The following is a 23,629-nucleotide window of genomic DNA, read 5'->3' as shown; positions in this document are numbered from 1 at the left end:
CATGTGTGGAATCGCCGGAATTCTTCAGATGCCACAAGCTTCCCGATCCGCCGATCTGGATGCGATCGGCCGAATGACGAATCGTTTGCACCATCGCGGACCCGATGCCCACGGTTCGTGGTGTGATCGTGACGCCGGGATTGCATTCGGGCATCGCCGGCTCTCCATCGTTGACCTCACCGACGCGGGGCGACAACCGATGCTTTCCGAGAGCGGCCGATTCGTCATCACATTTAATGGTGAGATCTACAATCATCCGTCGTTGCGACAGGAGCTTCAACGCCTCGGCCAGAACTTCATCGGCAGCAGCGATACCGAGGTCTTGCTCGCGATGATCGAGAGATGGGGATTCGAGGCTGCCCTGGCGCGCTGCAACGGCATGTTCGCAATCGGCCTCTGGGATCGGCAGACCCGTACGCTCCATCTGGCCCGCGATCGAATGGGAAAGAAGCCCCTATACGTCGCCAGAACGAGAAATGCCGTTGTCTTTGCTTCAGAACTAAAGGCGATCGACGCGTTCCCCGATTTCGTTGCGGAGGTCAATCCGCGCGGGGTCGCTGAATTTCTCGCCCGCGGCTGGCTACCGGATGAACATTGTATATGGAAAGATGTCTTCAAACTTCCGCCCGGCAACATTCTATCTTTCGGCGCCGATGAACTTCTGGCATCTCGGGATGCTGCAGCGCTTCGGGCAAAGGCGCGCATTTGGTGGTCGCTGACCGACATCGCAAAGCACGGCCGAAGAAACCCCGTTTCCGCGGACGATGGCGAGCTCGTGTCGCATCTTGATGGCCTACTTCGCGAGGCTGTCGGTGAGCGCATGGTTGCCGACGTGCCAATCGGGCTGTTCCTGTCCGGTGGCATCGACAGTTCAACTGTCGTCGCCCTGATGCAATCCCAATCCACCCGGCCCGTCCGCACGTTCACTATCGGTTTCGGCGAGCCCGCCTTCGACGAAGCGGCCAGTGCCGCGGCCGTGGCTCGTCACCTCGGCACGGACCACACGGAGTTACGTCTCACTCCCTCGGAGGCCATGGATGTCATTCCCGAACTGCCCCGTATTTGGGACGAGCCGTTCGCCGATGAATCGCAGATTCCGACACTGCTGCTATCTCGCCTCGCCCGCCGGGATGTAACTGTTGTCCTCTCCGGTGACGGCGGAGACGAATGTTTTGCTGGATATTCCAGGCATCTTTTGACCGCCCGTCTGGCTCCCCTCCTTAACTCCAATCGAGCACTTCGGCGTACGGCGGCAATGGGTGTGTCATTGCTCGCCCGCGGTTTGCGAGAAGACATCGCTGACGCCCTGCCTCTTCCTGGCCGCCTGCGACGGATGATCGGAAGCGACCGGATTAACCGCCTTGCGCAACTGTTTGCAGGCGATGACGCCGACGACATGTACCGGAAAGTCATGCGGCTTTCCGAGCTGCAATTGACTCCGGAGCAAGTCACCGATTCGGCTAAGGTGCCGCCGCTGAACGATCTTCTATCCGACTTCATTGTGCGGGACATGATCGGTTATCTCCCTGGCGACATCCTGGTGAAGCTCGATCGCGCCAGCATGGCGACAGGCCTGGAAGCGCGCTGTCCAATTCTCGACCATCGCGTCGTGGAATTCTCCTGGCGGCTGCCGAACACGGCCAAGGTGCGCGACGGACAGGGCAAGTGGATCTTGCGGCAGGTTCTCAGCCGTTACTTGCCGCGCCATTTGATAGATCGACCCAAGCAGGGCTTCGACGTGCCTGTTGGCGCCTGGTTGAAAGGCCCCCTGCGCTCATGGGCTGCAGACCTGCTCTCCGAATCACGCCTTAACCGCCAGAATTTGCTGGACGTACAACGAGTCCAGAGCTGCTGGCAGGATCATCTGAGTGGCAATCGCGATCACTCGCGAATGCTATGGGCCGTCCTGATGTTGCAATCATGGCTAGGAATGATGGTTGAACAGAGTACGTCCCGATCGACAGATACCCTCGAGCCCGCACAGTAGAGGAGCGAGCTATGGAAGCGTTAGTAGGAAGACGTATTCGATCCCTGCAGGCTCTTTCGCCGGATATGGCAGAGGACGAACTTGGGCGGCGCCTCACGGAACAATCCCTGGCTTCAAATGACGGTCTTCAGTCTTTGAACCGCGTGCTGGATAGCGTGCGGAAGTACAAGCGGCTTGTCGTCAGGATGATTGTCGTCGGCGCCTTGCTGGCTGGAGTAGCCGGCCTTCTTATGTCTCCTTCTTATCTGGCGACGGCACAACTTGCTGTTGACGTCCGACAGTCCGGCGCAGTCGATGCCTTGAATGCCGGTGGCGCATCCGCAGCACCTACACCGGCCGCCGAGGAATCCACCATCGACACACATGTCACGGTGCTGCTTTCCGACGCCTATCTGCGGAGACTCCTTCCAACGCTCCGCGCTCTCGAAGATGCGAGGCACGGTGCTGAAACGGGGTCACGAACGTGGATGCAAAGCTTGCGCACGCTCTTTGGTCGTACATGGTCAGCAACCAAGGAGCTGCTACTTGGCAAGAACCACGAGCCCGATGACGGGTCGGCTCTCGCTGCTCTAAAGCGCAGCTTGAAGGTTGGTCAGGAGCGGCGCTCCAGAATCATCGCCGTTACTTCTATGGCCGCCAATCCGCAACGAGCGGCGGAAATCGCCAATACGGTGGCACAATCGTATGTCGACGAGGTCGCGCGTCAGAAGCAAAGCGATGTGGAGTATGCTTTGAGCTCCCTTGCGACACAATCATCCAAAGTTCAGCGTGACCTTGCAAAGGCGGAGGAGGAACTAAAAGCCTCCCGTCTTGGCCAACCCTCTCCCTCACGGGACGCCGCGCTGGAGTGGCAGGTCACCACGCTGGCGCAACAGTTTGAAACGCTTCTGCGGCGGCGGCAGGAGCTCACCGCAAAAGGTCTGACCGCGCAATCAGACGTCAGTATTCTCGCCACGGCCACACCGCCAGAACGACCGACCTCATTACACCCGCTACTTATGATTCCTCCTGCGGCAATTATCTTCGCTCTGCTGGCTTGTGTTCTCGCAGTCGTATTGAATCACTTCGATCGGACCCTGCACACGGAAGCCGACGCCGCTGAAGCTCTGCGCATTCCATGTGCCGGACTGATACCTTCGATTCCACTGGAGCCAGGCAAGCAGCCGCATTATGTTTTGGAGGAGCCTGCGAGCCACTATGCCAGAGCAATCCGCTCCATTCTGGTATCCATACTGGCCTCCGACCCGGCAACCCCACGATCGCAGCGTGTTATCCTCGTCAGCTCCAGCATCGGTGGGGAAGGCAAGACCACACTTGCATGGAGCCTTGGTCTTTACGCTGCCCGGCTCGGGTGGCGCACTCTACTCCTTGACTTTGGCCAATTCACTCGTCGACCGAGTGGCGAGAGCGCCAACTTACTCAGTGTACTGGCGTATGGCCGTCCACTTGCAGACGCGATCGAACATATCCATGAGTCCGGAATTGACTACCTGCCCGCCACATCGTTTGGGGGACATCGGCTTCGGATTCTCGCCGACCCCAAGATTCCTTCGTTGCTCCGACAGCTGAGCGACACCTATGATTTCGTGATCATCGACGGACCTTCGCTGCTGGAAGCCCCGGAAGCAAGACTTCTGGCGAGTTGGGCTGACCACGTTTTGCTTGCCATTCACTCTGGAAGCACCGATCGTGAGGCGGCGCAGACCGCGCTGCATCAACTTGTTCGGACAGAACATCTCAACCCTGCCCAGAACACGAGATTCTCGTCGGTCTTAACTCGTGTCGAGCCGCTACAGCAGGACCAGTTCGGTGAGCGCGCACAGCAGCTGGTCAAGAGGACTTGGGGCGCACTCCGCCAGCGGTCGAAGAGAGCAATCACCTGGCGAATGTGGGGCGGAGACGCAATCGAATTGAAGCGCTCCGGATCGCCCAAACTGAACCCCCGCAATTGGTTAGGAAGCGATTGAGGGCAGCATGATTATCGAGACTTTCGGTCCACCAGGCGCTGGCAAAACAACCTTTAGTGAGGCGCTCGCTCAACGCCTGCGTGACCGTGGGTATGAGGTCGACCTCGTACTTACGTTGCCGCATCTATCCAATCATCTTCTAAACTTTGGTGGATTTCTTCCAGCGCTGCAGCGCGTCACTCTTGCCATCTTCGCCACTATCGCAATCTTGTGCCGTCCTGTCGCAAATGCCCGAGGGCTACGTCTGGCGAAAGAGTTGCTCCGACTGATGCCACCCGACAATCCCGTTTGGTGGATAAGGCTTAGCCAATACGTCGTTCGGTTTTCCTGCGTATGGAGAGATTCGCACAAGCCCGATCGCATCGTCTTGTTCGACCAGGGATTCGTGCAGATCGTTTGCACCTTGGCCCTGTTTAGCCGAGCAGACGAGAAGACGATCGCTCGTGCAATCGGCATGAGGACACAATCCGATCTGCTGATCCGGTTTGATGCTCCGAAGGAGCTGTTGGAAAAGCGCCTCCATGAGCGAGTACACCAAAAAACCTACATGGAGAAATGGTTCGAGCCTGACGTAGCGACCTTTCTCAAGGCAAAGCCGATTACTGACTACGTTGGCTCATTACTCGCGGCCGAGCATCAACGGGTGATCTGCATCAACTCGCTTGATCCCGGCCTGATGTCCAGGGCTCTCGACCGTATCGAAGAAGAGGTCTCGAGTAAGTTCAGGCCCAACGGAGCGGTCAGCTCGTCACCCGACCCAGGGGAGGAAAGTTTTGAACCTTATGCCGAGAAGTTCACGCCACCCCTGCCGACGCCCGAGACAATCGGAGCTTTCACAGCTCCGGCTCAACCCGAGCTCGCTCGGCGCATGGCCAGCGCAAGTCTGTGGGCGTTCGTTATCTATGTTGGCGGCGCCGGGCTGACGTGCGTGGCTCAACTTGTCATTGCCCGTACGATAGGAGCGACGAGTTACGGTATCTATTCATACGTCTTGGCCTGGACGACCCTTCTCTCTTACATCGCGGGACTCGGGTTCAACACGGTTCTGCTGCGATATGTGCCGGCCTATAGCGCGACCGGAAAGTGGCCATTGGCGCGCGGAGTCATTCAATTTGCATTCGGACGATCATTGTTGGTTGGGATGTTGATTGCGATCTGCGGAGTCGCCACCGCACTATTCCTGTCGGAGACGCTTCATCGGGAGCTGACTATCAGTCTGGCGGTTGGCATGGCGACCGTCCCATTGGTCGCGCTTTACGTTCTCGGTTCCGCTACGGTACGCGCGCTGGGTGGCGTCATTTCGGCAATTGCGCCCGAACGCTTCGTTCGGGATGGCCTTATGGTCGTGCTGCTTCTGCTTGCCGTGGCACTCAACGTCACGCCAATTGATGCGACAACGGTTTTGATCGCTTTGATGGCAAGCTCTGCCGTCACAGCGGCCATCGTCGGACTGAGCATGCGGAAGCTTTGGCCGCCACAACTACGCTCGGCGGTGCCGGCTTATGCACCTCGCGACTGGTGGCATCTCGCCTGTCCTGTCATGATCTTGATTGGAGTTGAGGTTCTCATGAGCCGCGCCGGCGTGATTATCCTAGGCTGGACCGGCGATGCCCACGAGGCCGGCATCTTCGCACTGGGGTTGAATTTAGCTCTTTTTCTTGTTCTGCCTCGGATGGCAGTAGGGACTTTCTTTTCGCCGAACGTCTCGAAGCTTCACGCGCATCGGAATGAGGCAGCGCTTCAGAGTCTGTTTGCCCGAGCAACTGTCCTGTCGCTGGCTGGAACAGTCGTGCTGGCACTTCCACTTTTATTGCTGACGGTACCGCTACTCCGCTTTTTTGGCGAGGAATTCGTTGCAACAGCTCCGGTCGCCCAAATTCTCGTCGTCGGACAGATCTTTGCTGCTGCTACTGGTCCGCAGCAAAATCTTCTGACCATGACTGGGCACGAGCGAGCAGCTGCCGCAATCACAGCGATCGGAGCTATCATGAACGTTGTCGCCTGTGCGATCGGCATTGCTTTCTTTGGAGTAATGGGTGCCGCCGTTGCGACGGCCGTGACGAATGTAGCCTGGAACATGGCAATGGCGATCTACATCTACAAACGCGTGAACATGACGGCCGGCCTGCTCTTTGCCTTTGTGGAGTTTCGTCGGCCCGCCGCCGCTGAATAGCGCGGTAATTGGATAGAGGCCGAAAAATTGGTGCAGTCCTATCATTCACTCGAAGGACGTCAATAGCCGACGTGTGGCCTACGATCTCCATCCCGCAACGGTGAGTACCGTCATGCAACTTCAGAGATTTCCCGATGGATCCTTGGCGAAACGCGCGAAAACGTTCGCTGGCGGGCGCGCACTTTCCGGAGATTCAAGCGAGCCTGCACAAGCACTCTGGATGAAACCTCCCGAACTGCCCCTCGACCTGGGCGGGCCTGTCGATCGCCCCTTCAATCGTATGGGAGTCGAGTTTGCCTGCGTGCCCGCGATCACGCATCTGGATGCGGTTGCAAAGAGATTTCCGAACAACGTAGCCATCAGCGACGACACCCGCCAAATCACATATTCGGATTTTCTGATCAGAGTGTTGACGCTGGCCCAGGCTATTGCAGCGGTGGCTCCCGAAGGGCGGGCCGTCGGCCTGTTGTTGGGCCACTCGATCTGGCATCCGATCGCCATGCTTGCATGTATGGCCGCAGGGCGCGCCCTGGTGCCGCTCAATCCGCGCGATCCCGACCAGCGACTTGCCCACATCGTTGCTAATGCGCAGATTTCTGTACTGATCGGCCAGGGCGACAGTAGCTCAACCAAATGGATCGACGAAGACGGCCTGCGTTGGATCGATATTACGCGCGCCAACGAACTTTCCGGCAACGTCGCATCGCTTGAGCCGATCTCGGTGGATGCTCCTGCCCTCGTGCTCTACACCTCGGGCAGCACCGGACAGCCAAAGGGCGTTGTGAATAGTCAACGCAGCTTGCTCCAGCGCGTCCAGCAATATGCGGATGCATGCCACATAGACGCCACTGACGTCTTCATGCCTCTGAGCGGCCCTACGACCATTGCGGGCACCAGAGAGATGCTCACGGCCTTGCTGACCGGCGCAAGATTGCATATGGCGGATGTCGAGGCCCTTGGCCTTCGCGGCGTGTTGCGTCAGATCCGATCGCAGCAGATAACGATCACCTACATCGTTCCCGCTCTCCTGCGGGCAGTGATTACCGCGAGCGAAACCGGTGATTTCGAATCGCTCCGGGTTGTTCGCATCGGCGGCGAGAAGGTGCTGTGGACGGATGTTGCACTCGTCCGAAAGGTCGTGAAGCCCTCCTGCTTCATCCAGATCAGCTATTCGTCGACCGAGACTACCGGCACGCAGTGGTTTCTTCCCGACGACTGCAAGGAAAGTGATTTCAGCATACCCCCGGTTGGCTATTTGCTTCCCGGAATGTCGTTTGCCGTCGTCGACGACAACGGGGTGCCTGTGCCCACCGACGAGGTTGGGGAGCTGATCATTAAGAGTATGCACGTGCTGCTTGGTTACTGGGAGAACGGTCAGGTGCTTCCTGCATTACCCGACCCGGATGACGACCGTTGCCGCATCTTCCCGACAGGCGACCTTGTTACTGTCGATCCGCGCGGATTGATGCAGATGCTGGGACGAAAGGGGCGTCAGCTCAAAATCAATGGACGGCGTGTCGAACCGGCTGAACTCGAGGTCGTCGTACGCAGAATTCCCTATGTGAGCGACGCCGTCGCCATCGTCACCGATTCAAGCGAGCTGGTTATTTTTGCATCGCCAGGTCTCGAGGCCAAAGCAACATTCACGGCTGACGTTCGGGACGTCATCAGGCAGACGCTTCCGAGCGCATTGCATCCCACCAGATTGCATGAAATCGCAGAGCTTCCGCGGCTCGCCGGCGGAAAGATAGACGTCGCGAAACTCAAGGTGCTGGATACCGAGAGCCGAAGAGGTCCAGCCCCACCTCAGCCCCCAGGGGCGGGTGAAGTGAAGCAAGCCGAAAAAATAGTGGCGCAGGTATGGATGCGGATCCTAGGTACGACCGACGTTGCCAGCCGCTGGGACGAGGCAGGTGGCGATTCCCTCAAGCTTTTGCGATGCGTGATGGAGCTGGAAGAGCTGGTCGGCCAAGAGCTCAACATGGAAGCTTTCACGGTGGACATGAGCGCAGCCGATATGATTCAGATCGTCGCTGCAGGTGGCCGATCGCAGCGGCAACAAGCCGCCGGGGAACTCCTGCCTCATCTGGTGATGTTGCCAGGCTCGATAGGTTACGGTCCGAGTCTGGCGGCGTTCGGGGCGCAGCTGAGCAAGACGGCTCATGTGATCCCGATCCGCTACCCGGATCTGACGTCTGCCCTGACCGGATGTGGCTCGGTCGACCACATGGCGACGTTGGCTCTGGAACAGATTAACGCCGTTCATCCTCGCGGCGACATACGTCTGATCGGTTATTCGCTGGGTGGCGGCGTCGCATTTGAAGTGGCAGCCCGGCTGATTGCGGAAGGCCGGTCAGTGAAATTTCTGGGCATATTGGACACGAATATCGGCCCCCGCAGGAGTGACTATCGGGAGACCCTGTCACGTACGCTGCAGCGGGTCAGATCACACCGGGTTACGATGTACCGAATGCTGTGTCGCGCTATCGCAAAATGTGTTGCTCGACTCCACTGGGAGGTGAAGTTCTGCCGAATTCTCGATGCGAGGATCTGGACGCGTCTGGCCGGCACCCGCTTCATGCTCAAGTTGGAGCTTGAGGAGATTCTCCGGATGCAGGAATTCGGACGCTGGGTGGCGAGTGCCAAACCTCGCTTGCCAATTACCGGAACGCTATTCCTTTGCAACCGGCGAGGGTCACCAGCACACCTCGGATGGGACTCTTTGTTTGCAAAACTGGAGGTAATTCCGATTGCTGGCGGCCATCTCGATCTCGTGATCGACCCGCATTTGACCGTCAACCGACCAGTCATCGAACGCGCGATCACGTCGTCCTGTTCCTGATCTCGACCAACAGATTCGAACGAGGCGATGCAGATCGCAGGCCCCTCTGGATTAAGGTCGCAAGTAACTCCAGCCTCGCTCTTGCAGCTCCATGATCCGTACCACTCCGGATTTGGTGACCTTGGCCTGCGGGATAAGAGGAATATCTTTCGCCTCAGCTTTTGCCATGTTCTCGCGGGTGTTCCCGCATGCTGAAAAGGTCAGCTGTGGCATGGTTTCGCTCATGGATTTGATGCGCGCTTTGACGGGAGAAGTATCATCTCGCAGCATATGCAGTCCGGGTCCAAAAACGACCACTTCGATTCCAACCTTTTGACCGATCTCGCTGTAGTGCTGAGCTACATTGCTAACATTATTGAGAGCGAGATTGATTGTCGCGGGGTCATTGACGTCAACCTGTACAACGAGCCGATGGGGCTGCATTCGGATGGCGGCAGTGGTCACCTTGGCGTTGGCGTTCATTTTGGCAGAAGTCTTGGCAGACGTATTGATTTCTACAGCGCCGCTGGTTTGGGTGCTCAGCATCAAGATACTCCCAACGGCGGCCATGCTGGCGAAGACGACGAGTGATCTGTTCATGTTGTTTCCTTGAGTGTGCTGGGAGTGCGGGCTCAAGTGTGCGCGATAGCGTAATCGCGCGCGAACAGGCGGGTCAAGAATGGTTCAGACAATGCAGGCGTGATCTACTTAATTGCCGCGATTGGTGCGCCTACCTCGTTGTGACTACTTCCATTGCTACATCGACAAACGGCCGATGAAGGCTGTGTCATCAAAATGGACACACATAAAAGCTCACCTGAGTTGTCACGATGTGGTCACAGGCAGTTGAGGTAGCATCGCATTGGCTACCGCGATCCAAAGCTGTTGAGGGTTCCCGCGCAACAAGCAGAACCGCTGCGCGTGCCTCGTCTGCAGTAGGAGCTTGCATTCTGTGGGTCCTCATTGGGGCTGCGGAGGATGGGCTATGCGGTGAAAGCCAATTCCGCGCGCAGGCCTCCGAATCTTCTCAAACACGGGAGCGGAACCGGGCTGAAGCCCTTGCACCTGTGCTTGTCGCGCCCCCCCGAGCAGAACTCAATGCGGCCCAGTCGATGGCTGACGCGACCAGCACCACGCTAAGACAGGCGCTTGATCAAGAGCGAGCTAGGGTAGACGCCCTTGCGGGTGAACTTGCGACCCTCCGGGCGGAACTCGAGACGGCGCGGGTGGCAGGTAAGGAATCTGCCCAGGCCATCGAGGTAGGGATCAGGCAAACGCAAGCGCTCGAACACGAGCGAGACAAAACAATCGACCTTATGCGTGAGCTTGCCTTCCTTCGGACGGAACTCGACGCGGCGCGGATCGTGATTTCGAAAGCTGTGCAAGCCACCGAGGCAGAGATCAAGCAAGAGCAGGCGCTCGAACAGCAGGAGCGGTGGAAGGCAGACGCGCCCGCCCATGACCTTGCTTCCCTTCGGGCGGAACTCGATACGGTGCGGATCGCAGCTTCGGACGCCGCAAAAGCCACCGCGGCAGAGATCGAGCAAAAGCAGGCGCTCGAACAGCAGCTCAAACAGCAGCAAGACGGGACGGAAGCCCTTAAGCGTGAATTGATCTCTCTCCGGACCGAACTCGACGCGGCGCGTGCCGCGACGCCGGAGGCTGCGCGGATCGTCGAGGCTGCGAAGGTCGAACAAGAGCGCGCATCTGCAAAGGAGCGCAGCCGGACCGAGGCAGTCGCCCGCGAGCTCTCCTCGGCGCGTCAGCAGATCGAGGAGCATGCCAGCCGTCTCGCGGCGGCACACGCTGAGGTGCTTCGGGTGACGGAGGCCAGCAACACCACGGCAGCAGAGCAGAAGCGAGCTCTTGCCAGCGAGCGCGAGCGTGCTGACGCACTTGTGCAGGAGCTTGCTCTTGTTAAGAACCAACTGGAGGCTCGAAACCAGCAGCTTGCTGCCGTGAGTGTTTCTCAGACTCTCGCTTCGCGCCAACCCGCCCCTACTGGTCGGAACGAAGGCGCGGCGGAGCCCCGTGTGAAGACGACCGAGGGAAAGAGCGCCTTGCCGCAGTGGGCTTCCACTCAGGCCGTCGCCTCATATGCGGAACGATCGTCCGTGTTGGAAACGCCACCGCAAGCACGGTCGACCGCTCGCGAAGCCGTGCCAAGTGTGGAGCCGAAAGTCCCCGTGGCATCAGAGGCAACCGTGCTGGCGAGTGTCGCTCCCTATTCTGTGGCGGACGAACAGAGACTGCTTGTTCGGGCGAACGCATTGCTCCGGCAAGCTGACATCAGCGGGGCGCGCCCATTGCTTGAACACGCTCTTGGACATGGTAGCGCGCGAGCCGCCTTTATGCTCGCGGAGACCTACGACGCCCGCGTGCTGAAATCGTGGAGCGCACGTGGAGTCCTCGGTGATTCCAGAAAGGCACTCGAACTGTATGAAAAGGCACAGGCGGGCGGCATTGAGGATGCGAAGGCGAGGATTGAGTCGCTGAAATAGCAGCCAGCTCGTGACGCGTAGATGGTCATTCCGAGAATGGAGACTCGCATGTCGCTCATCAAGTTCTCATTTGCTATGGCATTAGCGGCGTTCGGGCTGCAACTGGCTGCCAATGCCCAATCTCTCCCGACGCGCGAGACGCAGGCTATGGCGGCGGTGAAAAGGACCGAAACGGCCGCGAAAGAGCGCATCAATGCATGGACTGTCGGCCTCGCCGGCGGGCTCATTGAAGGGGCACCGCTTCGTCTCGCGGCAGAGATCGCTCGCGTCGTAAACGAGGAGGATAAGCTTCACGTCCTCCCGATCGTGACGCGCGGAGCAACGGAAAACGTCAATTCGCTGCTGTATCTTAGAGGCGTTGATGCGGCGATCATCAACACGGATGCTCTTGAGGAATATAAAGCTCAAGTTCCGTCTATCGAACGGCGTATCGTTTACGTTCTGAACCTCTTTCCGTCCGAACTGCACATATTCGTCCGCCCGGAGATTCGGTCGCTCGAAGAGCTCAAGGGAAAAAAGGTCAATTTCAATACGCAAGGTACGGCAGCCGCCTATTCCGGTCCGCTGATCTTCAGTCGGCTGGGACTAAACGTGGAAAAGATGTTCATTCCGCACCAGGTCGCATTGGAGCAAATGAAGCGCGGAGAAATCGCGGCCGTTGTGTTTGTGACGTCAAAGCCCGTCGACGCTTTTCTGAAGGGACGCTGGGATCCCGGATTTAAGTTCCTCCCCGTCGAATACGGCGCCAAATTTGAGGACTACTATCTTCCATCGTCTATCGATGCGGCGGACTATCCGAGTCTGGTGCCGAAAGGTGAGCGGATAGCGACGATTGCAGTCCCCACCATTCTTGCGGCCTATAACTGGCCACAACAGTCTGACCGATACCGGCGCGTGGCGCGCCTTGTCGATCACCTGTTTGGTCGCTTCGACCGGTTGCAGTCCCCTGGTTTCGATCCGAAATGGAAAGAGGTCAATCTGCGGGCCAGCGTGCCGAGCCTCGGCCGGTTTAAGCCGGCGCAGGAATGGCTTGATCTTCCGCAAGCCGTAACAGCGGGACGGTCCCCATGAAGGACACGGGTACTCTCGGTCTGGCTGTGCTCTTGATTATGAGCCAGACTGTGTGTGCTCAAACCGGTGGCGCCATAGATCGCCTGAAGACCTGCTCACAGTTTGAAGGCATGGAGCGCTTGAAGTGCGTCGATGAGCTGTTGGGGGAGATGACCGAAACCCACGCTACCACGCCGTCTCCAAGTCCGAACTGGATCATCAGCGAGACCACCTCTCCGGTGGATTATCAGCCGCAGATTGAGGCGCTGATGACAGCGCGCACAGCATCGCAAAATGCTGCCTCCGCGCTCGCCATCCATTGTCGCGCCCATCGCACGGAGTTGATAATTTCCACAAAGGGGTCCTGGAAGCAGGTCCCGGATGGTGAGGTGAAGGTCGCGCACCGGATCAACGAAGAGCCGGCTGTTGAACAGCGCTGGAGAGCCATAGAAGTGGGGAAAAGTCTTGCCTTTCCAGGCGACGTCGTCCGCTTGCTCCGTTCAATGCCGGATGGTAGCCAGCTTCTCGTTAAAGTCCACGTTGGGAAAGGTCCGGCATATGAAAGTACGTTTCAATTGGTCGGCTTGAATGCCATCCGACGCAAGATGGCGACGGCATGCAACTGGCCCGCGCCCTGACCGACGCGCGTACGAGTGCAGGACAACGCGACCAGTTCGCAGCTGCCCTTCGCACCCGCTCGTCCATTCAACGCTCCAACATCTTCAATGTCTTGGCATTGCGGCAACGACGGTTGTGCTGAACTGAACCAAGCCGCGGCGAGGCTTAGGCAAGTCGCGACGCCGGTTGGCCTCCTTAGTCCTCCCGCATGCCACGCCGTATCGCATCGGTCATCGGTTGCATGAGATAGGCAAGAACGGTGCGTTCACCAGTCGCGATCAGGACGTCGGCCATCATGCCGGGTTTGAGCTTCTCGCGAATTTTGTCGGGAAATTTGGTCACTTGCACTGAAACTTTGACTTCGTAGTAAGGCTGGTGCGTGGCTTCGTCGCGAAGCGCATCGGCTGCCACCGAAAGAACTTCGCCGATGGCGATCGGCGTCGAGCGAGCCTTGAACGAGGGAAGTCGAACTTCCGTGGGCATACCGATTTGTACGTGATTGACGTCGAGAGAGGATATTTTCGCGGCAACCACGAGGACGTCGTTGTCCGGTACGATTTCCATCAAGACGTCGCCCGGCTTGATCACCGCGCCGACCGTGTGGACTTTCAGATTGACGATACGTCCGGAGCGAGATGCGCGAACGTCCATTCGACCGAGAACGTCTGCGGCCATGCGCAGCTTCTCGCGCGCGTCGGCGAGCTGAGCGCGGGTGTCGGCAAGCTTACCGGTGGCTTCCTCCAGAACTTTCTGCCCGACCTGATTGATCTGTAACCGTGCTTCGTCGATGATCCGTCCGAAGCGCGCGATGTCGGCGTCGTATGAACCAATTCGGCCCTCAAGATCGGATTTGGAACGCTCCAGAGTCGCAATCCGCGCGAACGGAACAATCCCCTGGTCGGCGAGCGGCTTGAGCTTGGTATATTCCTGCGCCATACTGTCGAACTGCGCGCGTGCAGCCTTGCTTTGCGCAGCGTTTCCCTGGATCTGGCGCTGCGCCTGTCCGATCTTTTCTTCAAGGATCGAAACCTCGATCTTTCGCGCGACGCGGCGTTCCTCGAACCGCCGCTTCTGGTCACCCATGGCACGCTGCGCAGAGGGATCGGAGGCCTTCTGCGTCAGTTCGGATGGAAACGTGATCGTATCTGCCCCATCGGCTTCCGCAAGCAGACGCGCCTCTTCCGCGATTGCCGAATACACGGCCGAACGCGCCATCTCCTCCCGCGCCCGGTCCTGTGTTGGATCGAGTCGCAACAGCACCTGTCCCTGTTCGACATGCGCGTCGCCCCTCACCATCAGGCTTTGGACGATGCCACCTTCCAGGTGCTGAACGGACTTACGGTCGCTCTCGACGACGATCGAGCCCGCAGCCACGACGGCACCGTCGATGGAGGCCAGGCCAGCCCAACCACCAAACACAACGAAGGTCAGGAACACGATGCCAAAGCCGCGTCTCGCCGGAGTGCGCCAATCGCCCGATGGGCCGCCATTTGCGTTCCCGGCGTCGCGATTCGGGGATATCGACAGCCAGACCTTTGATAGCCAGATCAGCAACCGCGCCTTGATCTCCACAAATCGTTGCAAGACATCAGGCCTGCGAAACGCGTGGCCACCATCGCTCAAACGTCTGAGGAGTCGCGCCAGTTCGTCCTGAGCAGCAATCTCTGCTCGCAATTTAGGAATCTTCATCATTGCCTCGTGACATGGACAGGCCGAACCGAACTTGGGAACGGCGCGTGGCGCGAGGCCCCATCAACTCGGTGGCTTTCTGTTGCGATCCGCGGTTCGCGGCGCATGGGCGCAACGGTCTCACCAAGAAGCAAGGGAAGAAGCTCTTCGCGCGTACCCGCGCGCCCGATGTGTCCGTCGTGCATGAAAACAATCTTGTCGACCAATGAAAGGAGATTTGGTCTGTGATTGATGATCACGATCGTCACACGCTGTTGACGGAGCATTTGGATGGCGTCAGCCAGAGCACGATCGCCGTCACCATCCAGATTGGCGTTCGGTTCATCGAGCACGACAAAGACGGGCCTGCCAAAAAGTGCGCGGGCCAACCCGATGCGTTGTCGCTGGCCGCCGGAAAGACCCGCCCCGTTTTCCCCGATGACAGTGTCGTAGCCCTGCGGCAGCCGCTGGATCATGGCATGCGCCGAAGCCAGCTGCGCCGCCTCGACAACCTGTTCATCCAACGCGCCGTCACGAAAGCGAGCGATGTTGTCGCGGACGGTCCCGGCGAATAATTCAACATCCTGCGGCAAGTAACCGAAACTTTGTCCAAGGAAACTGGCCTCGAAATGCCGGATGTCATTTCCATCGACGCGTACGCAACCCTGTGCGGCTGGCCACGCTCCAACCAGCGCGCGCGCTAAGGAAGATTTGCCGGAACCGGACGCACCGACGATCGCAACAACTTCGCCAGGTGACAGCCGGAAACTGACATCGGAAATCGCCGCCAACTGCGATCCCGGTACCATAACGGTCAAAGCCTCGACGGAGATGTTGCCGACCGGGGGCGGCAATCGCGTCGGTTGTCTTTCCGTCGCCCGCGTCCGCAGAGCCTCGTCGAGGCGGGAAAAAGACGTCCGCGCCGACACGAACGCTCTCCATTGCGCGACAGCCGCCTCTACCGGTGCGAGCGCGCGCCCCATGATCAAGGAGGCAGCGAAGAGAACGCCTCCCGAGATCTCTTGATGAATTGCCAAGTAAGCCCCGACGCCCATAATCGCCACCTGAATCGCCATCCGCAGAAATTTCGAGATTGCGAGCAGCGTTCCGCCGCGTTCTCCAGCCTTGGCGCTTTCAACGAGCGCCTGTCCATGCGTGGCGCCCCAGGCGGCGCGTATGGCAGGCCCCATTCCGAGACCACGGATCGCTTCCGCGTTACGAAGCGAGGACGTCAATCGGTCCAGAGCGTGGAGATTCTTGAACGAAGCCGCCATCAGCGGCGCTTTGGTGGCGCGCTCATTGAGAAAGGCGAGCGCAAGGATGACCAGCGCGCCTGTCAGAGCAACCATGCCGATCGACGGATGAAGCAGAAAACACATGCCGAGAAAAATCGGAGTCCAGGGTGCGTCCATCAGAGACGTGATCACGCCGCCGGATAGAACGTCGCGCAATGTGTCGACGTCGCGCAACAGCTGAACATGATGCGAGCTTCCTGTGCGCACTGCCTGCGCGAGAGCCGTTTCGAAAGCTTCTCCTGACAGCAAATGGTCGAAGCGAATTCCGGTTTGCACGAGAACACGGCTGCGAAAGTGCTCGAGTGCTGCGTAACTGATGAAAAGCGCGAGCGCGATCAGCGAAAGCAGCAACAGCGTCATCGCGTTTCGGCTCGTCAGCACGCGATCGTAGATCTGCATCGTATAAAGCGGCGAAACGAACACCAGGAGATTTATGAAGATAGACAGCCCGCCAGCGGCAAGCAGGCCTGGACGTATCTGGCGGAAAGCGTCCGCAAGCGCGGGCGGTCTTGCTGAAGTATACATGTGTGCATCCAGGCCGCCCGGATCGGACGGCGCTAACGTTAGAGAAGCCATATGCGAAGAAGCGAGCGCGAATTGGCTCGTACGCAACACATCCCGCACTGCGCGAGACGGCATTCCTCTCGCGACCATACTGGCCGCGATGATCCCCAAATGGGGGGCCATGAAGGCCCCCCAAGTCGCTTTCATATGCGCGGATCACCGCGCATATGTCGTTCTTTGTCGCAGACTCAGTTCTGCGGGTTTACCAGTGCCACGAATGGTGATCCACGTGATGGTTGTTGTGGAGGCTGGCGAGATCCAGATGCGGCGCCAGAGTTGCGTCGGTGACGTCGCTCGAAGCCGTATCCGTTGCAGCCGTCGCTGCTGCGGTTGCAGCGGGCGAAGCGGATGCGTGCTGATGATGACCACCCCAGAAAGATTTGTTCCCATCCGTGAGATGAGAGAAGTCCAGCCTGTGATGGTGGTTGTGCCCGGAGTTGCCGACGTCGGTGGCCGGAGCCGTCGTCGTCGGCTCGGTGGTCGTAGGCGCAGTCGAGGTGTCGACAACGCTGCTGGAAGCGGTATCCGCTGCAACGCTTACGGACGCGGTTGCCGCGGATCCGTGGTGATGGTGTCCACCTCCGGATGATGTGCTGCCATCGGTCAGCTGGGAGAAGTCCAGCTTGTGATGGTGGTTATGCCCGGAGTGGCCGGCGTTGGTGGTCGGCGCCGTCGTCGTTGGCTCGGTGGTCGTGGGCGCCGTCGAGGTGTCGACCGACGCTGTGTCGGTAACGCTGCTGGAAGCGGTATCCGTTGCAGTGCTCACGGACGCGTTTGCCGCGGATCCGTGGTGATGGTGTCCACCTCCGGAACCGGACGATGTGCTTCCATCTGTCGACTGGGAGGAGTCGGCCTTGTGATGATGGTTGTGTCCGGAGCCGCTGGTATCGGTGGTCGGCGCCGTCGTCGTTGGCTGAGAGGCCGTGGGCGTCGTCGAAGAATCGCTCGAAGACGTCGTATCCGTCGAGGTGCCGCTATGCGACGTATCGACCGGCGTCGTCGGGTTGCTGCTCGACGTGTCAACCGGAGTCGTGCTTCCAGTCGATGTCGAATCCGTCGTCGTGGTGCTCGTATTGTGCTGCAGGAATACGTTCTGGAGCGCTTGCGAGTTTTCCAGCGCCACGTCTCCGTTCTGCGATCCCCAGGCGTAGGCGTAGTCGAAAGCCGGATTGGGAACGACAGATGCCCAATGGTCGAGCATTTGCTGTTCCTGCGCGGCGGTCGGCATCACATAGTGACCACCCTGATCGGTGACCCAGTTACCGCCGCCGAATGTCTGAAATACCGGGACGATGCTGGCCTCCGGAATTCCAGCGGCTTTGGCGGCAGCGACAGCCTTGTCAATCATGCTGTAGTCGACTGTCGAGCTATCCGACCGCACCGGATACGGATCGATTCCGAAGAGGTCGATATGGGTGTTCTCCGGGGTGTACGTATTCGCGAAGCTGGGATTATCCGAAGATCCCATGTTCATCATGGTGATGAACGTCTTCGCACCCGGAACGTTGGCGTGAATCCAATCGGACTCAGCCTTCAGGTTTGCAGCGGTCACGAGGGTATTCCACTGCCCCGTGGGATCTGGCTCGTCCTTAAGGAAGAAACCGTAGACGTTGGGATTACCGATGTAAGGTTTCACAGCGTCGATGAAGCTCTGGGTGACGCCGTCACCCTGATCGAGCCAGACGAGGCCCTTCACGCCTGCCGGCAAAGCGTTCACTTGCTCCACCGACGAAACGTCGGCAAGATTGAAGCCTGCTTGAGCTGGGGTGAAGTTACCTTGTGCGTCGATGTTGTCGCCTGATGCGTAGTGTAATGTTGCCAATACCGTTCCCCTGTATTGTAGTACGTTGACGAGGCCCCCAAGAATCTTCGTAAAAGTAAATGCAGGTATGTAACTACAGTTCTGCGTTAGCTTTGATCGAAGCGCCCATGGATTAACGTTTGTTTACGTTTGAGGCGGGAGTTTGTCGCAGCACCGGACGAAACAGTGAGTTTATTGTGCTAAAACTTGGAGGCTGGTATCAGAGAAGTGTTAGCACGGTGCGTAACGATTCAATCTGTTCGCAGCGGTACTTTTCGATAGTCCCGATGCGGTGAAGGAACTACACAAGCGCGCATAAGTATCGCTGAGAGAAATGATACTCGGTGACGCGCGTTTCGCTTTCCTCTGCTGCAGTTGCACTCGTGACGACGACAGCAAGCTTCTCTCCGACCTCGGGTGCCCATTTCGGGCGTCGCACTTCGGAAAGCCCGTAATGTCGGTGTGGCGCGATCTCACTCTTTCGACGCAAAATGCGTGCGCCGGTGCCGGGTCACATCAATGCCGCGGCAGAACCTGGCTCCGTAGCTGCACTTCATGCGCTCGAGCAGCTTGATCAATCTGCCGGCGTGGCTGTGCTACAAACGTCATGATGCCGATTGTACAAGCTCAGGCATCAGCTGTTTTGAGCCATCGAGAAACACCCTCACTGCGTCGTTGACGATGTCGTCCAGTCGCTCCGGTGTGGGCGTGTCGTAGACGAAACGCCGGATGGCCATATAGAAGATGCGGCCGTGCAAGCCCCAGAACATTTCGACTTCGCGCTCCGACAGCGGGACCTGATCGCTTGAAGGTAGCTTCAACTCGTGACGAAGCTCGCGGCAGGCGGGCTCGATGATTTGTTCGCGGACAATCTGAAGATAGCGCTTGGTGATGTCGAACGATTTCATTCCGGAGAAGACGAAGATTCTCACCCAGTTGTATTCGAAGACCTGCTCGACATATTCCAGATAGAAGCGCGACAGCCGGGCCTGCAGCGATAGCGTGCGATCCTGGATCAGGCCGGCCCACGAGGGTGACCAGCGGCTGAGATAGATCTCTTCATAGACGCGTTCGATCAGTGCTTCCTTGCTCGGGAAGTGCCTATAGATAGCCGAATGGGTGATGCCCATGCGTTTCGCCAGTTCGCGCGTTTGCCCGCCGAAGCCGTGTTCGGCGAAAAATTTCACGGCTTCATCGACGATGAAACGCTCGCGCTCCGCCGCGCGCATGTTGCGACGCGGTGGCTTTTCGATTGATTTGATGAGCTTTTTTGCCATTTTTGCTTCGCGTTGCGGGAGTTCTGAATAGCTCAATTCGAAAAAGAGACCAAATGGTCATTTTAAGTTGACCTGGGGAAATCGACGTGTTCTAGATTTCCGACCAAATGGTCACAACTGGACGTCCGCGAGACGTTTAGGGAGAAGACGTTGAAGGCGAGGGCGTTCAACTATGTGAGGGCTTCCACGGTGGTGGAGGCTTTGAAAGCGTTCGAGGAAGCCGGCGACGATGCGAGTTACATCGCAGGTGGCCAGAGCCTCGTGCCGGCGCTTGCCTTGCGTTTGCAGGCGCCGCAATTGCTGATCGACATCGCGCATATCTCGACGCTTCGTGGTGTCGACCTGCAGGGTGACTGGTTGCGCATCGGCGCGCTCACCCGCCATCACGAAGTGCTGACCGATCCATTGATCCGCCGGCACGCGCCGCTCTACAGCGAAGCCGCGCCGCATGTGGCGCATCCGGCCATACGAAACAAAGGCACGCTTGGTGGCAGCATCTCGCATGCCGATCCGGCCTCGGAATTCCCGGCGATGACGTTGGCGCTGGGCGCTGAGCTCGAAATTGCTGGCGGCGACGGCGTACGTCGCGTGCCGGCCGACGATTTCTTCCTTGATCTGTTTCAGACAGCGATCGAACCGGGCGAGCTTCTTGTCGCGATTCATGTGCCGGTGGTCAGGCCCGGCCATCGCTGGGCTTTTCACGAGCTTGCGCGTCGGCGTGGCGACTTTGCGCTGGCGGGCTGCGGCATTCTCGCCGAATTCGTCGATGACGTGGTCAAACAGGTGCGTATTGCGTTCTTCTCCGTCGGCAGCACGCCGCTGCGCGCCCGGCAGGCCGAGGACAGTCTGATCGGCAAGAAGCTGGATCAGGCTGCAATCGCTGCTGCGCAGGCCGTCGTCGGCGATGACCTCGATCCGCCTGAAGACGAGCACACGCCGCCTGCCATGAAGCGCCATCTTGCGCGCGTTCTTCTTGGCCGACTGCTGGGCGAGATCGCGAGGCAGGGCGCATGAGCGATCTTGTCAATGTCACCATGACGGTGAACGGCACTGAAGTGTCGCACAGCATCGCGCCGCGCATCACGCTAGCGGATTTCCTGCGCCAGACGCTGGAACTGACCGGCACCCATACCGGCTGCGAGATGGGCGTTTGCGGCGCCTGTCTGGTTATTCTGGATGGCCGCGTCGTACATTCTTGTCTGACCTTCGCGGTGCAGGCGAGCGGGGCGGCCATCGAGACGGTAGAAGGTCTCAGTGATCGGGCGGTGATTGCGGACATCCAGGAGGCGTTCCATCAGCGTAACGCCCTGCAATGTGGCTTCTGTACGCCCGGCATGTTGATGACAGCCCACGCCCTGTTGTCGCAGCCAGGTGTGCCGTCGCGTGAGGACATTCGCGACGCGCTGTCGGGCAATTACTGTCGTTGCACCGGTTATGAGGCGATCGTCGATGCGATCGAGAAGGTCGCGCGCGATCGTCATGCGGGCGCGAATGCTTCGGCTCCCGAGGAGGTTGGCGCATGAGCGTGCTAACCCCACTGGATCGTCCGAATTCCTATATCGGCCGCTCGGTGCCGCGCCCGAATGCCAAGCGATTGCTGGCCGGTCGCGGCCGATACGTCACAGATATCACGCTGCCGCGCATGCTCCATGTCGCCTATGTACGCAGTCCTTATGCGCACGCCCGCATCGTCTCGATTGATGCGACGACGGCGCGCGAGATGCCTGGCGTGCGGCTGGTGGCCACCGGCGAGGACCTCGCCAGGCTCTGCACGCCATGGGTTGGTACCATGGATCACTTCAAGGGTATGAGGTCGCCGCCACAGCTGCCGCTGCCGATCGACAAGGTCGTATGGTCCGGGCAGGCGGTGGTCGCCGTCGTTGCCGATACGCGCGCGTTGGCGGAAGATGCTGCTGAGTCCGTGTATATCGAATTCGACGAGCTGCCGGCCGTTGTCGATATCGATGCGGCACGCGCACCGGATGCGCCGGTGATTTCACCGGAACTCGGCAGCAATCTCTGTTTCCACGGCAAGATCGATACCGGTGGTGTCGAGGATGTCTTCGCCAGCGCCGCCCATGTGGTGGAAGAGGAGTTTCACTTCGGCCGCCACACGGCGGTCACCATGGAGCCGCGCGCGATCATCGCTGATTACGATGCCAGCGAGGGGCAATTGACGGTGCATCATGCGACGCAGACGCCGTATCAGTTCCAGGACATCTATGCCCGCCACTACGGCCTCCCTGAATCCCGCGTCCGCGTGATCGCACCGGATATCGGCGGTTCGTTCGGCATGAAGCTGCACATGTATCACGAGGACATGGCGGTGGTCGGGCTCAGCATGATGCTGGGCCGCCCAGTCAAATATGTCGCCGACCGTATTGAATCCTTTGTGTCGGACATCCATGCGCGCGACCACCGCGTCCGCGCGCGCATGGCGGCGGATATCGACGGTAATATCCTGGCGATGGATGTGGAGGATGTCACCGGCATCGGGGCGTTCTCGGCCTATCCGCGCACCAGCGTGGTCGAAGGCAATCAGGTCTACCGCCTGATGGGCGCGCCTTACACGTTCAGGAGTTACCGGGCTGATCTCCAAGTGGTATTCCAGAACAAGGTGCAGATGAGCCAGTACCGCGCCGTCGGTCATCCGGTCGCCTGCACGGTCACCGAGCGTCTGGTGGACATGATTGCCGACAAGACGGCGCAGGATGCGTTCGACATCCGCAGCCGCAACATGATTGCTGACGATGCCTATCCCTGCACGTCGCCGACCGGCTACCAGTTCGAAGCGCTGTCGCATCACGCCTGTCTCGCCAAGCTGAAGGCGATGATGGACTACGACCGGCTGCGCGCCGAGCAGGCGGAGCTGCGCACCAAAGGCATTCATCGCGGCATCGGCATTGCCACCTTTGTGGAAATCACCAATCCCGGTCCGGCCTTCTATGGCGTCGGCGGTGCGCGCATCTCGTCGCAGGATGGCGCCATCATCAAGATCACGCCGTCGGGGGATGTCCATTGCTCGATTTCAGTGACCGAACTCGGGCAGGGCACCGAGACCATCATCGGGCAGATCGTCGCCGAACATCTCGGTGTCGATAGCAATCGCATCAAGGTGATGACGGGCGATACGGACACTACACCGCATGGCGGCGCGACCTATGCTTGCCGTGGCGCCGGCATCGGCGGCGAAACTGCGTTGCAGGCTGCCAAGAAGCTGAAGGCCAATGTGCTGGCCGTGGCCGCGGCCATCCTGCAGGACGAGCCGGAGAAGCTCGACATCCACAGTGGCTGGATCGTCGATGCCGCGACCGCCCAGCAGCGCATGGAGCTCTCGGAGATCGCGCGCATCGCTTACTTCCGTTCCGATACACTGCCGCCCGGCACCCAAGCGCAGCTGTCCGTCGCGCATCACTATGCGCCGCAGGGCTATCCCTTCGCATTCACCAATGGCGTTCAGGCCTGTCATCTCGAACTCGATGTCGAGACAGGTCTGGTCAAGATACTTAAGCTGTGGGTGGTCGAGGATTGCGGCCGTGTCATCAATCCGCTGCTGGTCGACGAGCAGATCCGCGGCGGCGTCGTGCAGGGGCTTGGCGCGGCGTTCTTCGAGGAATGTGTCTACGGAGACAGTGGCCAGCTCACCAATGGCTCGCTCGCAGACTATCTCGTGCCGATGGCGGTGGAGATGCCGGACATCGAAATCGGACATGTCGAGACGCCGACGCTGGATACCCAACTCGGCGCCAAGGGCGTCGGCGAAGCCGGTACGGCTGCGGCATCGGCAGCAGCGCTCAATGCGATGAATGATGCGATGAAGCCATTTGGAGGCACGGTCGCGCAGGTACCAATGACACCGACGCGAATACTCAAGGCGCTTGGACACATCTGACCCAAACAAGAAATC

General features: G+C 59.1%; 15 protein-coding genes. 10 read left to right on the top strand and 5 right to left on the bottom strand.

All coding sequences use genetic code 11. The features are described 5' to 3' along the window. Position 1: 1 nt before the first annotated feature. The 4 genes from asnB to AB8A23_RS03725 all read left to right on the top strand — a co-directional run bounded on the left by asnB (position 2) and on the right by AB8A23_RS03725 (position 8,969). Positions 2-1,987, top strand: a complete 1,986-nt coding sequence (asnB, locus tag AB8A23_RS03740) for an asparagine synthase (glutamine-hydrolyzing) (protein ID WP_309940996.1) — start codon at positions 2-4, stop codon at positions 1,985-1,987. Between the two features lie 11 nt (positions 1,988-1,998). Further along, positions 1,999-3,954: an AAA family ATPase gene (locus AB8A23_RS03735; protein WP_439060383.1), complete on the top strand. Its 1,956-nt coding sequence runs from the start codon at positions 1,999-2,001 to the stop codon at positions 3,952-3,954. A gap of 7 nt (positions 3,955-3,961) precedes the next feature. Beyond that, entirely contained in the window at positions 3,962-6,127 is a 2,166-nt protein-coding gene (locus AB8A23_RS03730) for an oligosaccharide flippase family protein (protein WP_439060384.1), read from the top strand. A gap of 142 nt (positions 6,128-6,269) precedes the next feature. After that, positions 6,270-8,969 carry an AMP-binding protein gene (locus AB8A23_RS03725; RefSeq protein ID WP_439061196.1) on the top strand — a complete coding sequence of 900 codons (2,700 nt, stop codon included), beginning with the start codon at positions 6,270-6,272 and terminating at the stop codon, positions 8,967-8,969. Positions 8,970-9,020: 51 nt separating this feature from the next. Here AB8A23_RS03725 and AB8A23_RS03720 read toward each other — a convergent pair whose 3' ends face one another. Further along, positions 9,021-9,548 (bottom strand): DsrE family protein, encoded by a 528-nt coding sequence (locus AB8A23_RS03720; RefSeq protein WP_089266626.1) that lies wholly within the window; start codon positions 9,546-9,548, stop codon positions 9,021-9,023. Positions 9,549-10,060: 512 nt separating this feature from the next. Here AB8A23_RS03720 and AB8A23_RS03715 point away from each other — a divergent pair. From AB8A23_RS03715 to AB8A23_RS03705, 3 genes are read left to right on the top strand one after another with little or no spacing between them, the layout of a single operon-like run. Beyond that, positions 10,061-11,449: a hypothetical protein gene (locus AB8A23_RS03715; RefSeq protein ID WP_439060386.1), complete on the top strand. Its 1,389-nt coding sequence runs from the start codon at positions 10,061-10,063 to the stop codon at positions 11,447-11,449. A 48-nt stretch (positions 11,450-11,497) separates the two neighbouring features. Further along, on the top strand, positions 11,498-12,520 hold the full coding sequence (locus AB8A23_RS03710) for a TAXI family TRAP transporter solute-binding subunit (RefSeq protein WP_089266912.1): 1,023 nt from the start codon (positions 11,498-11,500) through the stop codon (positions 12,518-12,520). Next, positions 12,517-13,137, top strand: a complete 621-nt coding sequence (locus tag AB8A23_RS03705; RefSeq protein ID WP_439060387.1) for a hypothetical protein — start codon at positions 12,517-12,519, stop codon at positions 13,135-13,137. The genes AB8A23_RS03710 and AB8A23_RS03705 overlap by 4 nt, the downstream gene beginning before the upstream one ends. A 175-nt stretch (positions 13,138-13,312) precedes the next feature. Here AB8A23_RS03705 and AB8A23_RS03700 read toward each other — a convergent pair whose 3' ends face one another. The 4 genes from AB8A23_RS03700 to AB8A23_RS03685 form a co-directional block, all read right to left on the bottom strand. Next, the gene (locus AB8A23_RS03700; RefSeq protein ID WP_439061197.1) at positions 13,313-14,809 is read right to left on the bottom strand and encodes an HlyD family type I secretion periplasmic adaptor subunit; all 1,497 of its coding nucleotides are present in this window, start codon (positions 14,807-14,809) and stop codon (positions 13,313-13,315) included. Then, positions 14,806-16,605 carry a type I secretion system permease/ATPase gene (locus AB8A23_RS03695; RefSeq protein WP_439060389.1) on the bottom strand — a complete coding sequence of 600 codons (1,800 nt, stop codon included), beginning with the start codon at positions 16,603-16,605 and terminating at the stop codon, positions 14,806-14,808. Before AB8A23_RS03695 ends, AB8A23_RS03700 begins: the two co-directional genes overlap by 4 nt. A gap of 241 nt (positions 16,606-16,846) precedes the next feature. Next, entirely contained in the window at positions 16,847-18,466 is a 1,620-nt protein-coding gene (locus AB8A23_RS03690; protein WP_439060390.1) for a calcium-binding protein, read from the bottom strand. Positions 18,467-19,050: 584 nt separating this feature from the next. Further along, complete coding sequence (locus tag AB8A23_RS03685; protein WP_120288111.1) at positions 19,051-19,674, bottom strand: TetR/AcrR family transcriptional regulator; 624 nt, start codon at positions 19,672-19,674, stop codon at positions 19,051-19,053. 198 nt (positions 19,675-19,872) lie between these two features. Between AB8A23_RS03685 and AB8A23_RS03680 the strand changes: the two genes are divergently transcribed. From AB8A23_RS03680 to AB8A23_RS03670, 3 genes are read left to right on the top strand one after another with little or no spacing between them, the layout of a single operon-like run. After that, positions 19,873-20,736, top strand: a complete 864-nt coding sequence (locus AB8A23_RS03680) for an FAD binding domain-containing protein (protein WP_439060391.1) — start codon at positions 19,873-19,875, stop codon at positions 20,734-20,736. Then, positions 20,733-21,245, top strand: coding sequence for a (2Fe-2S)-binding protein (locus tag AB8A23_RS03675; protein WP_439060392.1), 513 nt, complete (start codon positions 20,733-20,735; stop codon positions 21,243-21,245). Before AB8A23_RS03680 ends, AB8A23_RS03675 begins: the two co-directional genes overlap by 4 nt. Continuing rightward, the gene (locus tag AB8A23_RS03670) at positions 21,242-23,614 is read left to right on the top strand and encodes a xanthine dehydrogenase family protein molybdopterin-binding subunit (RefSeq protein WP_439060393.1); all 2,373 of its coding nucleotides are present in this window, start codon (positions 21,242-21,244) and stop codon (positions 23,612-23,614) included. The genes AB8A23_RS03675 and AB8A23_RS03670 overlap by 4 nt, the downstream gene beginning before the upstream one ends. The last annotated feature ends 15 nt before the right edge of the window (positions 23,615-23,629 follow it).

The organism is Tardiphaga sp. 619_E2_N8_4, from assembly GCF_051810905.1.
GTDB lineage: Bacteria > Pseudomonadota > Alphaproteobacteria > Rhizobiales > Xanthobacteraceae > Tardiphaga > Tardiphaga robiniae.
The sequence above is the reverse complement of the archived record's forward strand: the minus strand, read 5'-3'. Positions and strand labels throughout refer to the sequence as shown.

Excerpts from the sequence above, each read along its gene's own strand:
- AB8A23_RS03685 (WP_120288111.1), bottom strand. The coding sequence starts at position 19,674 with ATGCGCGCGGCGGAGCGCGAGCGTTTCATCGTCGATGAAGCCGTGAAA.
- asnB (WP_309940996.1), top strand. The coding sequence starts at position 2 with ATGTGTGGAATCGCCGGAATTCTTCAGATGCCACAAGCTTCCCGATCC.
- AB8A23_RS03720 (WP_089266626.1), bottom strand. The coding sequence starts at position 9,548 with ATGAACAGATCACTCGTCGTCTTCGCCAGCATGGCCGCCGTTGGGAGT.
- AB8A23_RS03675 (WP_439060392.1), top strand. The coding sequence starts at position 20,733 with ATGAGCGATCTTGTCAATGTCACCATGACGGTGAACGGCACTGAAGTG.
- AB8A23_RS03695 (WP_439060389.1), bottom strand. The coding sequence starts at position 16,605 with ATGTATACTTCAGCAAGACCGCCCGCGCTTGCGGACGCTTTCCGCCAG.
- AB8A23_RS03715 (WP_439060386.1), top strand. The coding sequence starts at position 10,061 with ATGGCTGACGCGACCAGCACCACGCTAAGACAGGCGCTTGATCAAGAG.
- AB8A23_RS03710 (WP_089266912.1), top strand. The coding sequence starts at position 11,498 with ATGTCGCTCATCAAGTTCTCATTTGCTATGGCATTAGCGGCGTTCGGG.
- AB8A23_RS03730 (WP_439060384.1), top strand. The coding sequence starts at position 3,962 with ATGATTATCGAGACTTTCGGTCCACCAGGCGCTGGCAAAACAACCTTT.
- AB8A23_RS03700 (WP_439061197.1), bottom strand. The coding sequence starts at position 14,809 with ATGATGAAGATTCCTAAATTGCGAGCAGAGATTGCTGCTCAGGACGAA.
- AB8A23_RS03705 (WP_439060387.1), top strand. The coding sequence starts at position 12,517 with ATGAAGGACACGGGTACTCTCGGTCTGGCTGTGCTCTTGATTATGAGC.
- AB8A23_RS03735 (WP_439060383.1), top strand. The coding sequence starts at position 1,999 with ATGGAAGCGTTAGTAGGAAGACGTATTCGATCCCTGCAGGCTCTTTCG.
- AB8A23_RS03670 (WP_439060393.1), top strand. The coding sequence starts at position 21,242 with ATGAGCGTGCTAACCCCACTGGATCGTCCGAATTCCTATATCGGCCGC.